Genomic DNA, 12,733 nt, shown 5'->3' on the forward strand with positions numbered 1-12,733 from the left:
CCATGACGTCGACACGTACGCCTGCTCGCCGTGCCGTACGGTACGGCCCGGTCCTGGCCGCCCTCGCGCTCGTGCTCACCACTCCGGTTCTCAGCCCCCCGGCCCGCGCCGACAGCGGCCCCGGCGCCCCCGCCGACACCCGGCCACCTCTCAAGATCGACGCCGATGACCCCGATCTGCGGATGCCCGAGGGCGCCAAGCTCGCGGCCGGGCGGGTCCTGGACATCAAGTCGGTCGTCGAGACGGACGACGGCGACGAGCGGCGCGAGGACACCAACACCAAGGTCAGCTTCGCCCTCCAGGCCGAGGTGCTGTTCGGCAAGGACAGCGCGAAGCTCGGCCCCGAGGCGAACGCCCGTATCCAGGACATCGCGGACGAGGCGAAGCGGCAGGACGCGAAGAGCGTCCGGGTCTTCGGCTTCACCGACAATCTGGGTTCGGCCGGGCACGGCCTCACCCTGTCCCGCAAGCGGGCCAACGCGGTGCAGCAGCGGCTCGCGGACCACCTGGACCCGTCCGTCGCGTACCAGATCCGCGGCTACGGCGAGCAGTACCCGATCGCGGACAACGCGACGGAGGAGGGCCGCAAGAAGAACCGCCGAGTAGAGGTCAGCTTCCCGCGCGGCGCGTAGGGGACGCCTGCGGCGGGCCAGTCCCCCACCCCGCCCCTTCCCGAACCGGGGGCAAGCCCCCGAGCCCCGGCCCCGGCCGCAGGGCACGGGCCCTGCCGGGGCCGGGCCCCAGGGCCCGCTGCGGGGGCTGCGGCGCCGCCGGGTGCCTGCCCCCGGGACTTCGCTGCCGGGTGCGGGCCGGTGGCCGGGTTGTGCCCACCCCTCCCTCCCCCAGCTACCGCTGGAAGGTGCCCCCTCCGCGGAACGATTGCCCACAACCAGCACAATCCAGCCCCTCCGGGCGAACGCCCCAGCTCCTCCGGCGTTTGAGGAGCGGGGTCCTGGGGTGGAGATGCCCCATCACCCAGCCCCTCCGGCGTTTGAGGAGCGGGGTCCTGGGGTGGAGATGCCCTACCACCCAGCCCCTCCGGCGCTTGAGGAGCGGGGTCCAGGGGCGGAGCCCCGGCGGGGGTGTGGGGGCGGAGCCCCCAACCGGGGCCCGGGGGCTTGCCCCCGGTTCGGGAAGGGGCGGGGTGGGGAAAAGGGCCCCCGCGGCGCCCAGGGGCAGGCCGCGGCCGGTCGGGAACCCGGGCGCCCCCCATGCCGCATCATGGGGGGCGTCGTACCACCCCGCGCGGGAGTCCCCCCTGAATACCACCGTCGCCGAGATCCTCTCCGTCACCCTCCTCCTCGCCGTGCTGGCCTTCGCCGTCGCCCGCCCCCGCGGCTGGCCCGAGGCGGTCGCGGCGGTGCCCGCCGCCGCGGTCGTGGTGGGAGCCGGGGCCGTGACACCGGCGGCGGCGTGGGAGGAGACGCGGAGCCTGCTGCCCGTCGTCGGGTTCCTGGCGGCCGTGCTGCTGCTGGCGCAGATGTGCGCGGACGAGGGGGTGTTCGAGGCCGCCGGACAGGCCGTGGCGCGGGCCTGCCGGGGCCGTACGGACCGGCTGCTGGGCGGGGTGTTCGCGGTGGCGGCGGCGGTCACCGCCGTGCTGAGCCTGGACGCGACGGTCGTCCTGCTCACCCCCGTGGTGTTCGCGACAGCGACCCGCCTCGGCGCCCGCTCCCGGCCGCATGTCTACGCCTGCACCCATCTGGCGAATTCGGCGTCGCTGCTGCTGCCGGTCTCCAACCTCACCAACCTGCTCGCCCTGGAGGCGAGCGGGCTCTCGTTCACCCGGTTCGCCCTGGTCATGGCCCCGGCCTGGCTGGTGTCCATCGGCATCGAATTCCTGGTCTTCCGCCGCTTCTTCGCCGCGGACCTGGCCGCCGGGACCACGAAGCCGCCGCCCGCCGAGTGGCCGCGGGTGCCGGTGTTCGCGCTGACCGTACTGGCGCTGACCCTGGCCGGGTTCGTCGTGACGTCGCTCCTCGGGCTGGAGCCCGCATGGGCCGCCGGGGCGGGGGCCCTGGTGCTCGCGGCGCGGGCGGTGCGGCGGCGGACGACGACGGTACGGGGCGTGGTCGGCGCGGCGGGCCCGCTGTTCTGCCTGTTCGTGCTCGCCCTGGGCGTCGTGGTGCAGGCGGTCCTGGACAACGGCCTGGAGGCGGCGCTGTCCCGGGTGCTGCCGGTCGGCACCGGACTGCCCACCCTGCTCGCGATCGCGGCCGTCGCGGCGGTGCTGGCGAACCTCGTCAACAACCTGCCCGCCACCCTGGCGCTGCTGCCGATCGCCGCCGAGGGCGGCCCTGGCCCGGTCCTGGCCGTGCTGATCGGGGTCAACCTGGGCCCCAACCTCACCTACGTCGGCTCCTTGGCCACGCTCCTGTGGCGGCGTATCGTCCGCCACCACGGGGCGGACGCCGACTCCGGGCTGGGCGAGTTCACCCGCCTCGGGCTGCTCACCGTGCCGACCACGCTGGTGGCGGCGACGGTGGCGCTGTGGGCCATGCTGGCGACGCTATGAGGAACTCATGATCGTGCTCATCTGGATCGCCGACGGCACCTGGCAGTCCGCCGTGGACGCCGCCCGCGACCATCTGTTCGCCGACGGCGACGCCGAGATCCGCCTGCTGTACGTCACCGACGACCAGGTGGCGGGCGCCGCGCACGGGGCCTTCGCCGGGCTGCTGGGGCGGGGCCGGTCCGGACGGGACCCGGGCGACCGGTTGGAGGAACTGGCCGAGACCGCCGCGTCCGAGCTGCTGGACGCCGCCGCCGAGCGGCTGCACCGGCCCGTGACACGGCTGCACCGGCACGGCCGGGTCGAACACGAGGTGGTGCGCGAGGCGGACGGCGTGGATCTGCTCGTCTGTGCCCGCGACGGGGACCGCGACCGGCTGGGGCCGCACAGTCTGGGGCCCGCGGCGCGCTTCGTGGTGGACCACGCACCCTGCGCGGTCCTGCTGGTGTGGCCCGCGGCCGCGCCCGGCATCGAGTCGCTGCCGCCACCGCCGCCCTGATCAAACAGGGAGACTCAGGACTCGATCCAGTTGTGCGCCTGGGCCAGCTCGATGACGCGCCGGCGCACCTGCTTGATCTGGTCGGCGGTGAGACTGCCGCCCATGTCGACCAGCGTCTCGGTCAGCTCCTGCCGGAACTCGGCCACGGAGAGGACGTCGCACATCGTGTCGTCGCCCGAGTCCGGTGCGGGGGAGGAGCGGACGATGGGGGCCGCGGAGCGCTCCAGGATGCGGACCTCGGACGCCTTGGGGCCCTTGTCGCCGTACTCGGGGATGAACCGCACCTTCGAACCGGGCTGGAACAGGTGCTTCTCGTCCAGTAGGTCGTTCGCGTGCATGAACACGTCCTCGCCGCCGTCGTCCGGGGCGATGAATCCGTAACCGCGAAACTCGTCGAACCGCAGAATCTTGCCCGTCGTCGTCAACGTGCCACCCCTACCCCTGTACCTCTACCTCATGTACCTCATGAACAGCGCGTTCAGCGTACATAAGGCGCTGGAGCCGAAGAAGGGCCGGGGTCGACGGCGACTTGAGCGCCCCGCCGCAGGCCCCAGCGCTCCATTGCCCCCGCCTCGGCCTCCAGAACGTGCCGCGCGCGCGGCCGCGGCAGCCCGAGCCGCCCGGGGCGCAGGGTGGTGACGGCGAGCACGGTCAGCCGGCGGTCGAGATAGGCGACGTCGATGGCGAAGCGCATCCGGAAGGTGTGCACCCCGCTCGCGGGGGTCAGCAGGATCGCGCCGGTCACCCCGTCCCGGCCGAGCAGCCCACGGGCCCGGGCGCGGTAGGAGGCGGCGATCTCCAGCGGTACGTCGACGGGAACATCCCGCAGGATGTGAAGCGTTCCGGTGCCGTCCCGCCAGCGCCCCATGCGTGTCCCCTTCACCACCCGCCGTCCACCCTTGGGATGAGTGTTCCACCGACGGGTCCGCGGGGCCCGCCGCTTCCGTAGGCTCGGGCCGTGCAACCGCTGCTGATCGCCCTCGCCGCCGCGTACGGCGCCGCCGCCGGGCTGCTGGTGCCGCGCCCGCTGTACCGGCTGGCCGTCGACGCCGGGGAGCCGTGGCGCGCGGAGTGCCCGCGCGGGCACGCGCTCACCGGCCCGGCCCGCGGCTGGCTGGGCCCCGCCCGCTGTCCGCGCTGCGAGGCGGACGAAGAGGCGGCCGAAGGCGACGGAGAACCGGGGTACGGGCCCGGACCGCTGCTCCCCGCCCTGCTCACCGCGCTGGTGTGCGCGGCCCTGGCGGCGGCCACCGGGGTACGGCCCGAGCTGGCGGTGTGGCTGTTGCTCGCCCCGCCCGCGGTGCTGCTGGCCGGGGTGGACCGGGCGGTGAACCGGCTGCCGGACGTGCTGACCCTGCCGATGGCGGGCGCCGCGGCAACGCTGCTCGGCGGCGCCGCGCTGCTGCCGCACAGCGCCGGGTCCTGGCCGCGCGCGCTGCTGGGCGGAGTGGTGCTGGGCGGGGCGTATCTGGTGCTTTTCCTGATCAGCCCGCGCGGGATGGGTTTCGGCGACGTCAAGCTGGCGCTGACCCTCGGTGTCGCCCTCGGCTGGTACGGCTGGGCGGTGCTCTTCTGGGGCGGATTCGCCGGGGTGCTGCTGGGGTCCCTGTACGCGACGGCCCTGGTCCTGGCGCGGCGGGCGGGCCGCGGGACGCCGCTGGCGTTCGGCCCGTTCATGATCCTCGGGGCGGGCGCGGGGCTGGTACTGGGGGCGCTCGGCACCGGCTGACGCGTCAAGGCGCCGGCGCCGCGCACATCCTCACCCCCGCCAATGCATGGACAACCGCTCACGAAGGGTTATGGTGGAAACCCCCCCTCGGGCCGGTCCGTACTCCCCCCCACGGACCGGCCCGCTCTATTACGGGGTCATCCACGGGTCAGCGCGTCGCGACGGCACCACCCAGCCCGCACGGGCCATCACACAACGTGACGACAGAGGGGGCCCGCGAGGGCCCGGACGTCCGTGCGGTGTCTCGATACCCCGTCCGACCGGCTCAGTTAGCCACCCCCGCCGCCCCGCAGTAGGGTTCTGCCCTTGGGGCGGACAGCCATGGCGAGCCATGCAAAGCACTGAGGGGCTGGAAGACGTGAAACTGCGCGACCTGGTGTACGGGCTCTACGCACGCCGGGTGGAGGGCCGCCTCGATCACGACCAGGTGCCCAAGCACATCGGGGTCATCCTCGACGGCAACCGCCGCTGGGCCCGCGCCTCCGGCGGCACCACCGAGCAGGGCCACCAGGCGGGCGCCAGCAAGATCCAGGAGATGCTGGGCTGGTGCAGCGAGACGGATGTCGAGGTCGTCACGCTCTGGATGCTCTCCACCGACAACCTGGACCGCCCCGAGGAGGAGCTGAAGCCGCTCCTGAACATCATCGAGGGCGCCGTGCGCGATCTGGCCTCCGACGGCCGCTGGCGGGTCCACCACGTGGGGAACCGGGACCTGCTGCCCTCCCGCACCCAGACGGTCCTCAAGGAGGCCGAGCGGGACACGGACCACATCGACGGAATACTGGTCAACGTCGCCGTCGGCTACGGCGGCCGCCAGGAGATCGCCGACGCGGTGCGCTCGCTGCTCCTGGACCACGCCACCAAGGGCACGTCCTTCGAGGAGCTGGCCGAGGTCGTCGACATCGACCTCATCGCCGAACACCTGTACACCCGTGGCCAGCCCGATCCGGACCTGGTGATCCGCACCAGCGGCGAGCAGCGGCTGTCGGGCTTCATGCTGTGGCAGAGTGCCCATTCGGAGTACTACTTCTGCGAAGTTTTCTGGCCCGCCTTCCGCAAGGTCGACTTCCTCCGCGCCCTGCGTGACTACGCGGCGCGGCACCGCCGCTACGGCAACTGATCGCCTTATCCCACAAAGCAGTTCACCGGCCGGGGCCGGACGCGACACCGCGTCCGGCCCCGGCCGCCGTGTAGCACGCTGGTTCCACAACGTTCATGTACGGGCCGTCATATGCCGTTGCATGGCTCCGCACCTTCGAGGGAATATCCCTTCCAGGTCGACGCCCTGTTCCACCTGTCCAGTCGGGCGTTGAACTGCCAGCGGACGGCATCGGGTCGTCCGCCCGGGAGGCCCTTTGCACACGGACGACTGTGCGGATCGTGCGTATGACGCGGAGGGCCGGCGCTCGGCCCGCTCCGTGGGCCTGAGCCCGGTCCGCTCCCCGTCTACGGCGGGGACACCTCACTCCCGCGACGCCGTCGCACCCCAACCTCTCCCGAGGGGGTTCGTCCACCCGTGGTGACCAGCAAGAAACGCCGCGAGCACGACCGGCGCACCTATGTCCTCGACACCAGCGTCCTGCTGGCCGACCCCAACGCCATGGCCCGCTTCGACGAGCACGAAGTCGTGCTGCCGGTCGTCGTGGTCACGGAGCTGGAGGCCAAGCGACACCATCCCGAGCTGGGGTATTTCGCCCGGCAGGCGCTGCGCCTGCTGGACGAGTACCGCATCCGGTACGGCCGCCTGGACGCTCCCATCCCGATCGGCGACCTGGGCGGCACCCTGCGCGTCGAGCTCAACCACTCCGACCCGGGAATCCTCCCCGCGGCCTTCCTGACCCACGGTGGCCGGGTGGGGGACAACGACGCGCGGATCCTCGCGGTCGCCCGGAACCTGCAGGCCGAGGGGTACGACGTCACCGTCGTCTCGAAGGATCTGCCGCTGCGCATCAAGGCGTCCTCGGTGGGCTTGCTCGCCGAGGAGTACCGCGCGGAGCTGGCGATCACCGACTCGGGCTGGACGGGGATGGCGGAACTGACCGTCTCCGCCGAGCAGGTGGACGACCTGTTCGCCGCCGAGACCGCGTACATCCCCGAGGCGTCCGAACTGCCCGTGCACACCGGACTGGTCCTCCAGTCCGAGCGCGGCAAGGCGCTGGGCCGGGTCACCCCGGACGGGCAGGTGCGGGTCGTGCGCGGCGACCGCGAGGCGTTCGGCATCCACGGCCGCAGCGCGGAGCAGCGCATCGCGCTGGACCTGCTGCTGGACCCCGAGGTGGGGATCCTGTCGATGGGCGGCCGGGCCGGTACGGGCAAGTCGGCGCTCGCGCTGTGCGCGGGCCTGGAGGCGGTCCTGGAGCGGCGGCAGCACCGCAAGGTGATGATCTTCCGTCCGCTGTACGCGGTGGGCGGCCAGGAGTTGGGCTATCTGCCCGGCAGCGAGGCGGAGAAGATGAGCCCCTGGGCTCAGGCCGTCTTCGACACGCTGTCCGCGGTGACCAGCTCCGAGGTCATCGAGGAGGTGGTGGAGCGCGGCATGCTGGAAGTGCTTCCGCTCACCCACATCCGTGGCCGGTCGCTGCATGACGCCTTCGTGATCGTCGATGAGGCGCAGTCGCTCGAACGGAACGTCCTGCTGACCGTTCTGTCCCGGATCGGCGCCAACTCCCGCGTGGTGCTCACCCACGACGTGGGTCAGCGCGACAACCTCCGCGTCGGGCGGTACGACGGGGTGGTGGCGGTCGTCGAGAAGCTGAAGGGACATCCGCTCTTCGCGCACATCACCCTGAACCGCTCGGAGCGGTCGCCGATCGCGGCCCTGGTGACCGAAATGCTGGAGGACGGCCACATCTGAGCCGGTTGAGTCCGGTTCGCCGTTAACGCGCCGCACGGAAAGGCCAAAGAGCCTAGCTGTGCGGCGCGTTCTCGCGCGTGGATTTCCAGAAAGCCCAGGGCGTAAACGGCATGTGAGCTTTCGCACCTCCCGGGGAATTGCCTTCCGGCATCCGTGTCCGGCAGTGTGTGGGTTCTGTCAGGCCCCGCATACGGCACACCAGTACCGCCAGCGGTACAGAACCACAGCAGTACCAGAACTGAAGAGCGTTCGCCGTATGCCGCCCGAGCACCTCGCATCCCTCCTGCGGGAGGACGCACCGGGCCAGTGCCTCCCGTGACCAGCCAGACCCACTGAGCAGCACCGGGGACGGAACAAGGGGGGGCCAGCGCACAGGGGCACGATTGCGCCCGCGAGGTCACCTAAGCGGGCGACGCTGGAAGGAAAAACCGAGTGAGCCGGATTTCGGTCCGGGGATTCGCAGTGGCCTCGGCCACCGCGGTCACCACTGTGGGCGCCGTCGTCGGTGTCGCCGCGGGTGGCGAGCAGCAGAGCTCGTCCGACCCGATCGAGGCGACCGCCGCCGACTCGACGCTCCTTGCGGACATACCCGCCGGCCAGCAGGCCGTGGCGCAGACAGCATCGCTGACGCAGCAGGCGGACGCTCAGTCCACCGCCGCCGACGCGGAGGCTAAGAAGTCCGCTGAGGAGGCGGCCCGCAAGCAGGCAGCCCAGGACGCGCAGGCCAAGAAGGCCGCCGCGGACAAGGCGGCCGCCGAGAAGCTGGCCAAGGAGCGCGAGGCCAAGAAGAAGCAGGAGATCGCGAGCCGTTCGGCATCGCGTGACTCCGGCAGCTTCCCGATCAAGGCGTCGTACTCCATCGCCGACGTCCAGGGCATGGCCCGGCAGATGATGCCGAGCGACCAGTTCCAGTGCTTCAGCAACATCGTGGACCACGAGAGCGGCTGGAACTACCAGGCCACCAACCCGTCCTCGGGTTCCTACGGTCTGGTGCAGGCGCTGCCCGCGTCCAAGATGGCGTCGGCCGGTGCCGACTGGAAGACCAACCCGGCCACCCAGATCAAGTGGGGGCTTGGCTACATGAACGACCGCTACGGCAGCCCGTGTGAGGCATGGTCGTTCTGGCAGGCCAACAACTACTACTGATCGGTCCGGGCCACCCGGCCGCTCAGCCAGAGCTTCGCGAAACCCCCGTCCGCCAGGTCGGGGGTTTCGCGCGTCGGGAGCCGGTAACGTCATCCCGACGACCACGGGGGAACCGGGGGTAGGGAAAGCTGAATGTCCAGATTGCCAGAGTGGGTCGGCAGGTTGGGGGCCGGTCTGACCCGGCTTGCCGTGCGGCTCGAACACGAAGAGGCCGCGGCACGGGGTGACGAGGGCGGCGGAGGGGCCGGCCGGCCGCCCGCGCCTGCCGGAGTCCCGGAGCCGCCACCGCACCGGCCGGAGCCGCCGCAGGAGCCGCCCGAGCCGTCCGAGGCGCGCGGGCCGCACGAGCCGCACCCGCCGCCCGCGTCGGACGAGTCGCGGGAGCCGTCCGAGCCGTCCGAGGCGCCCAGGGTGCCCGCTCCGCCCGCCTACGCCCCCGCCGTCGCGCCCCGGCCCGCACCGGTCGACGCCGTCCCCTGGGGCGTACGCGTCGCCGCCGAGGCCGGATGGCGGCTGCTGGTGCTGGCCGGCACGCTCTACGTGCTGATGCAGGTCATCAGCTCCGTCCAGCTGGTGGTGTTCTCCTTCACCATCGCCCTGCTCATCACGGCCCTGCTGGAGCCCACCGTCACCCGGCTCCGCAACCGGCGCGTCCCGCGCGGGCTCGCCACGACCATCACCTTCATCGGCGGCTTCATCATCATGGGGCTGGTCGTCTGGTTCGTGGTGTGGCAGGTCATGGAGAACGTCGACGAGCTGTCCAACAAGCTCCAGGCGGGTATCGACGATCTCCGGCGCTGGCTGCTGCACAGCCCGTTCCATGTGACGGAGAAGCAGATCAACCATGTCGCCAAGAGCCTGCGCGAGGCCGTCGGAGCCAACACCGAGGAGATCACCTCGGCCGGGCTCGAAGGCGTCACGGTCGTCGTGGAGGTGCTGACCGGCATCCTGCTGACCATGTTCAGCACGCTGTTCCTGCTGTACGACGGGCCGCGGATCTGGCGCTGGACGCTGGGGCTCGTCCCCGCGGCGGCCCGGCCGGGCGTGGCGGGCGCGGGGCCGCGCGCCTGGGCCACGCTGACCTCCTATGTGCGGGGCACGGTGCTGGTGGCCCTCATCGACGCGATCTTCATCGGCGTCGGGCTCTTCTTCCTCGACGTCCCGATGGCCGTGCCGCTCGCCGTCTTCATCTTCCTCTTCGCCTTCATCCCGCTGGTCGGCGCGGTGGTCTCCGGCGCGCTCGCGGTCATGGTGGCACTTGTCACCCAGGGCGTCTTCACGGCGGCGATGGTGCTGGTGGTGGTGCTGGCGGTGCAGCAGATCGAGGGGCATGTGCTGCAGCCGTTCATCCTCGGCCGCGCGGTGCGGGTCCATCCGCTCGCGGTGGTGCTCTCGGTCGCGGGCGGCTCGATGATCGGCGGCATCGGCGGCGCGGTGGTGGCCGTACCGCTGGTGGCGGTCGTCAACACGGTGGTCGGCTATCTGCGCTCGTACAGCGGGGCGAACGCCCCGCGCGATGCCCCGGGCCCGCACGGCGCGACCGTCGTGGCCACCGCCCCGGTCCGGCGCCCTGAGCCGCCGGACGAGGGCGGTACGTGACGTCCGTGGCCACAACGCGAAGGGGCGCCCCACCGGTTCGGTGGGGCGCCCCTTCGTCTTTGCGGGGTGAGAGCGGCGTCAGCCGTTCTCGGCCAGGACGCTCTCGGCGTCCAGGGTGGCGCCGACCGCCTGCAGCACCGAGGCGATCTTGAAGGCTTCCTGGACCGTCTCGCGGTCCACGCCCGCCTTGCGGAGCACCTGCTCGTGCGAGTCGAGGCACATGCCGCAGCCGTTGATCGCGGAGACCGCGAGCGACCACAGCTCGAAGTCGGTCTTGTCCACGCCCGGGTTGCCGATGACGTTCATCCGCAGACCCGCACGCAGGTTGCCGTACTCCGGGTCGGACAGCAGATGCCGGGTCCGGTAGTACACGTTGTTCATCGCCATGATGGCGGCCGCCGACTTGGCGGCGGTGTACGCCTCGGGCGACAGGTTGGCCTTGGCCTCCGGCTCCAGCTCGCGGAGCACGCGCGGCGAGCGCGAGGCGATCGCGCAGGCCAGCACGGTGCCCCACAGCTGCTGCTGCGGAAGCTCGGAGTTCCCGATCACCGAACCCAGGTTCAGCTTCAGGTCCTTGGCGTAGTCCGGCAGGGCGGACTTCAGCTCATCGAGTGCCATCGTGAATCACCTCACTCGCCGGAGAGGAGCGCGACCGGGTCGAGGGTCTCCTCGCCCTTGCTCCAGTTGCACGGGCACAGCTCGTCGGTCTGCAGGGCGTCCAGGACCCGCAGGACCTCCTTGGGGTTACGGCCCACGGAACCGGCCGTCACCATGGTGAACTGGATCTCGTTGTTCTGGTCCACGATGAAGACGGCGCGCTGCGCGAAGCCGTCCTCGCCCTCGATGCCCAGGTCGCGCATCAGCTCGTGCTTGGAGTCGGCCATCATCGGGAAGGGCAGGTCACGCAGGTCGTCGTGGTCCTTGCGCCAGGCGTGGTGGACGAACTCGGAGTCGCCCGAGAAGCCCAGGATCTGGGCGTCACGGTCGGCGAACTCCTCGTTCAGCTTGCCGAAGGCCGCGATCTCGGTCGGGCACACGAAGGTGAAGTCCTTGGGCCATGCGAAAACGATCTTCCACTTGCCCTCGTAGGTCTTGTGGTTGATCTGCTCGAACTCCTGCCCCTTCTCCAGCGAGACGCAGGCGGTCAGGTCGAACTCGGGGAACTTGTCACCGACAGTGAGCACGTTTCTCCTTGCAGCTTTCGCGTGGGAGGGACCCTTTGTGGGGGTTTCCCGGGGTTGGACGATCTCTACCTTGGCACATGGCACATTGATCAGTGAAATAGCTACACTCGCTGCGGTTGATTGGAGGTGGCTATCAGTGGCCGCGACAGCGATACCGTCGGGAAAGCAGCGGCAGCCGAGCTTGTCCCAGCTCAAGGCGTTCGCCGCGGTCGCCGAGCATCTGCACTTCCGGGACGCGGCGTCCGCCATCGGGATGAGCCAGCCCGCCCTTTCGGGCGCCGTCGCCGCCCTGGAGGACACGCTCGGAGTGCAGCTTCTGGAACGTACGACCCGCAAGGTGCTGCTCAGCCCGGCGGGGGAGCGGCTGGCCGCGCGGGCACGCTCCGTACTCGCGGAGGTGGGAGCGCTGTTGGAGGAGGCCGAGGCGGCGCGGGCGCCGTTCACCGGTGTGCTGCGGCTCGGGGTGATCCCGACCGTGGCCCCGTATCTGCTGCCGACCGTGCTGCGGCTGGTGCGCGAGCACTATCCGCGTCTCGACCTCCAGGTGTACGAGGAGCAGACCGCCTCGCTGCTGGACGGGCTCGCCCACGGGCGGCTCGACCTGCTGCTGCTCGCGGTCCCGCTCGGCGCGCCGGGGGTGGTGGAACTGCCGCTTTTCGATGAGGACTTCGTGCTGGTCACGCCGCGGGACCACTGGCTGGGCGGGCGTACGGACATTCCCCGCGAGGCGCTCAAGGAGCTGGATCTGCTGCTGCTGGACGAGGGCCACTGCCTGCGCGACCAGGCCCTGGACATCTGCCGCGAGGCCGGCCGCCCCGACGGCACCCCGGTGACCACGACCGCCGCCGGGCTCTCCACGCTGGTCCAACTCGTCGGGGGCGGGCTCGGGGTGACGCTGCTGCCGCGTACCGCGCTACGGGTCGAGACCGGCCGCAACGACGAGTTGGCCACCGGCGACTTCGCCGACCCGGCCCCCGCCCGCCGCATCGCCCTGGCCATGCGCGCCGGGGCCGCGCGGGCGGAGGAGTTCGAAGCCCTGGCCGCCACGCTCCGCGAGGCGGTACGGCCGCTGCCGGTGCGGGTCGCGCGTTAGGGGGTGTCGTGCCGATCATGCCGGGCTCCCGACGCCGCTGTGACATCAGCCGCTGCCGCGGCGGACAAGACACCCCCTGAAACGCGCCGCCGCGGCGGGGGCTCCTCCCCGCCGCGA

The 12,733-nt window shown here is 71.6% G+C and carries 13 protein-coding genes; 9 read left to right on the plus strand and 4 right to left on the minus strand.

Annotation, left to right across the window (positions count from 1 at the left end):
* Positions 1-2 precede the first annotated feature (2 nt).
* From ACH4SI_RS09050 to ACH4SI_RS09060, 3 genes are all read left to right on the plus strand, one after another.
* Positions 3-632 carry an OmpA family protein gene (locus ACH4SI_RS09050; protein ID WP_398294316.1) on the plus strand — a complete coding sequence of 210 codons (630 nt, stop codon included), beginning with the start codon at positions 3-5 and terminating at the stop codon, positions 630-632.
* Between the two features lie 626 nt (positions 633-1,258).
* Positions 1,259-2,515: an SLC13 family permease gene (locus ACH4SI_RS09055; RefSeq protein ID WP_398295198.1), complete on the plus strand. Its 1,257-nt coding sequence runs from the start codon at positions 1,259-1,261 to the stop codon at positions 2,513-2,515.
* A gap of 7 nt (positions 2,516-2,522) precedes the next feature.
* Positions 2,523-3,011, plus strand: a complete 489-nt coding sequence (locus tag ACH4SI_RS09060) for a universal stress protein (RefSeq protein ID WP_398294318.1) — start codon at positions 2,523-2,525, stop codon at positions 3,009-3,011.
* A 14-nt stretch (positions 3,012-3,025) separates the two neighbouring features.
* Here the strand turns inward: ACH4SI_RS09060 and ACH4SI_RS09065 are convergent, their stop codons facing one another.
* Complete coding sequence (locus ACH4SI_RS09065) at positions 3,026-3,436, minus strand: cold shock domain-containing protein (protein ID WP_398294320.1); 411 nt, start codon at positions 3,434-3,436, stop codon at positions 3,026-3,028.
* A 53-nt stretch (positions 3,437-3,489) separates the two neighbouring features.
* Complete coding sequence (locus ACH4SI_RS09070) at positions 3,490-3,879, minus strand: DUF192 domain-containing protein (protein ID WP_398294322.1); 390 nt, start codon at positions 3,877-3,879, stop codon at positions 3,490-3,492.
* A 90-nt stretch (positions 3,880-3,969) separates the two neighbouring features.
* On the opposite strand from ACH4SI_RS09070, the gene ACH4SI_RS09075 reads away from it, so the two are divergent.
* The 5 genes from ACH4SI_RS09075 to ACH4SI_RS09095 all read left to right on the plus strand — a co-directional run bounded on the left by ACH4SI_RS09075 (position 3,970) and on the right by ACH4SI_RS09095 (position 10,339).
* A complete protein-coding gene (locus ACH4SI_RS09075; protein ID WP_398294324.1) occupies positions 3,970-4,740 on the plus strand; it encodes a prepilin peptidase in 771 nt (256 codons plus the stop codon).
* A gap of 358 nt (positions 4,741-5,098) precedes the next feature.
* Entirely contained in the window at positions 5,099-5,860 is a 762-nt protein-coding gene (locus ACH4SI_RS09080) for an isoprenyl transferase (protein ID WP_398295200.1), read from the plus strand.
* A 396-nt stretch (positions 5,861-6,256) separates the two neighbouring features.
* Positions 6,257-7,594 (plus strand): PhoH family protein, encoded by a 1,338-nt coding sequence (locus ACH4SI_RS09085; protein WP_398294326.1) that lies wholly within the window; start codon positions 6,257-6,259, stop codon positions 7,592-7,594.
* Positions 7,595-8,026: 432 nt separating this feature from the next.
* Positions 8,027-8,740 (plus strand): lytic transglycosylase domain-containing protein, encoded by a 714-nt coding sequence (locus ACH4SI_RS09090; protein ID WP_398294328.1) that lies wholly within the window; start codon positions 8,027-8,029, stop codon positions 8,738-8,740.
* Positions 8,741-8,872: 132 nt separating this feature from the next.
* The gene (locus ACH4SI_RS09095) at positions 8,873-10,339 is read left to right on the plus strand and encodes an AI-2E family transporter (RefSeq protein ID WP_398294330.1); all 1,467 of its coding nucleotides are present in this window, start codon (positions 8,873-8,875) and stop codon (positions 10,337-10,339) included.
* Positions 10,340-10,417: 78 nt separating this feature from the next.
* Here ACH4SI_RS09095 and ACH4SI_RS09100 read toward each other — a convergent pair whose 3' ends face one another.
* The gene (locus tag ACH4SI_RS09100) at positions 10,418-10,957 is read right to left on the minus strand and encodes an alkyl hydroperoxide reductase (protein ID WP_398294332.1); all 540 of its coding nucleotides are present in this window, start codon (positions 10,955-10,957) and stop codon (positions 10,418-10,420) included.
* Positions 10,958-10,968: 11 nt separating this feature from the next.
* Positions 10,969-11,523, minus strand: a complete 555-nt coding sequence (locus tag ACH4SI_RS09105; RefSeq protein WP_398294334.1) for a peroxiredoxin — start codon at positions 11,521-11,523, stop codon at positions 10,969-10,971.
* A gap of 136 nt (positions 11,524-11,659) precedes the next feature.
* On the opposite strand from ACH4SI_RS09105, the gene ACH4SI_RS09110 reads away from it, so the two are divergent.
* Entirely contained in the window at positions 11,660-12,616 is a 957-nt protein-coding gene (locus ACH4SI_RS09110) for a hydrogen peroxide-inducible genes activator (protein WP_398294336.1), read from the plus strand.
* The last annotated feature ends 117 nt before the right edge of the window (positions 12,617-12,733 follow it).

The sequence above is a fragment of the Streptomyces sp. NPDC021212 genome, from assembly GCF_044332925.1.
Classification (GTDB): domain Bacteria; phylum Actinomycetota; class Actinomycetes; order Streptomycetales; family Streptomycetaceae; genus Streptomyces.

Coding starts and splice junctions, on each gene's coding strand:
- ACH4SI_RS09095 (WP_398294330.1), top strand. CDS start 8,873: ATGTCCAGATTGCCAGAGTGGGTCGGCAGGTTGGGGGCCGGTCTGACC.
- ACH4SI_RS09060 (WP_398294318.1), top strand. CDS start 2,523: ATGATCGTGCTCATCTGGATCGCCGACGGCACCTGGCAGTCCGCCGTG.
- ACH4SI_RS09100 (WP_398294332.1), bottom strand. CDS start 10,957: ATGGCACTCGATGAGCTGAAGTCCGCCCTGCCGGACTACGCCAAGGAC.
- ACH4SI_RS09050 (WP_398294316.1), top strand. CDS start 3: ATGACGTCGACACGTACGCCTGCTCGCCGTGCCGTACGGTACGGCCCG.
- ACH4SI_RS09070 (WP_398294322.1), bottom strand. CDS start 3,879: ATGGGGCGCTGGCGGGACGGCACCGGAACGCTTCACATCCTGCGGGAT.